The sequence below is a fragment of the Halomicronema sp. CCY15110 genome, assembly GCF_016888165.1.
In the GTDB taxonomy this organism is placed as follows: Bacteria; Cyanobacteriota; Cyanobacteriia; order Phormidesmidales; family Phormidesmidaceae; genus Halomicronema.
In genome coordinates, this window is sequence record NZ_JACSWC010000264.1 from 1 (window position 1) to 1,141 (window position 1,141).

The window sequence follows — 1,141 nt, forward strand, 5'->3', positions numbered from 1 at the left end:
CCTGATTGACTGACAAAAGATTAGTCCGGAGGCGGATACCTGCAGGTTTGAACCTTGAACTCCAGGCGACAGAGGCGTTTGTGATGTTGCGTTCGCGAAGCCATGACGGGTTCAGGGTCGCGATAGGAGCGAAACCTGACCCGACGAATTAATCGCCACCCGTGATTAAGCGCGGCTTTGACCCACTCCCAGCCGATGCGGAAATAGCTATTGCCGCGAAACCAGTGTGTATCGACCCACCGCCGTTTGCCAGCAGCGACGACGGTAGTCCCTTGAGCCGTGACGTACAGCGTCGAGAGGGCCAAAATCAACCAGAGCCGTGAGAGGGCCGCCACTGAGCGAATACCCGACTTTTGCATGTTCCACCCATTGGATTGGTCATCGAGAAACGTTTCCTCAATGTCAAATCTCAAACCATAGTCGGCAAACGTTTGGAGCGTGGTCGGTTCGTCACTCACGACCGCCCACAACTCGCCATTCAGGCTATTGCGTCCAAAGGCCAGATGCACCAGGCCATAACGGGCCTCCTTGTGCAAATAGACGTGGTGCCAGCAAAGCGCTTCCCCGCGCTGGAAATGGAAATCTTGCAGTTGACGCCAACCGTGTCCGCGTCGCCAGACCCAGGTGTCCTGTTTCAAACGAATGCGATAGTGCCAGTGCCACTGCTGGGAGAGGGCGCGCATCAAGTCCGTGTGCCCGAAGCCGCGGTCGGCGAGCAAAATCACCTTAACCTCGGACGGTAAACAGGTGGTCGCCTGCTGCAACACGGCGCGATAGTCCGCAAAGGAAACCATGGCGCTGCGGTGATGCAACACGCGCCAAGCCACCGGTAAGGCTCGACCGCGATAGACCACGGCCAAGCGAATCAGGCAGTATTCTTCCCAGAACAAGGAGGTATCCAGACTGAGGTAAAGTTCGTCGTCTTGCCAAGCTGCTAGCGCCGCTCGAATCAGCGGTTTATAGAGACGATGAACGTTGATGCGGGGATTGTGTAACCACCGCTGCACCCGTCTCTGTTTACTTTGCGCGAAGTGCCCGCCGCAAGGGATCTCACTTAACCAACGGGTGAGATTGACCTCGCCGCTGTGGAGCAAGGCGATAACCATCCACAAGCAAGTCGTCAGGTGCGCTTGGTGCGCCC

At 57.1% G+C, this 1,141-nt stretch carries 1 protein-coding gene; it reads right to left on the bottom strand.

Going from position 1 to position 1,141, the window contains the following annotated elements; all coding sequences use genetic code 11:
* Window positions 1-20: 20 nt before the first annotated feature.
* Window positions 21-1,141, bottom strand: a 1,121-nt coding sequence (locus JUK32_RS10775; RefSeq protein ID WP_239112543.1) for a transposase, incomplete at its 5' end; no start/stop codon positions are given.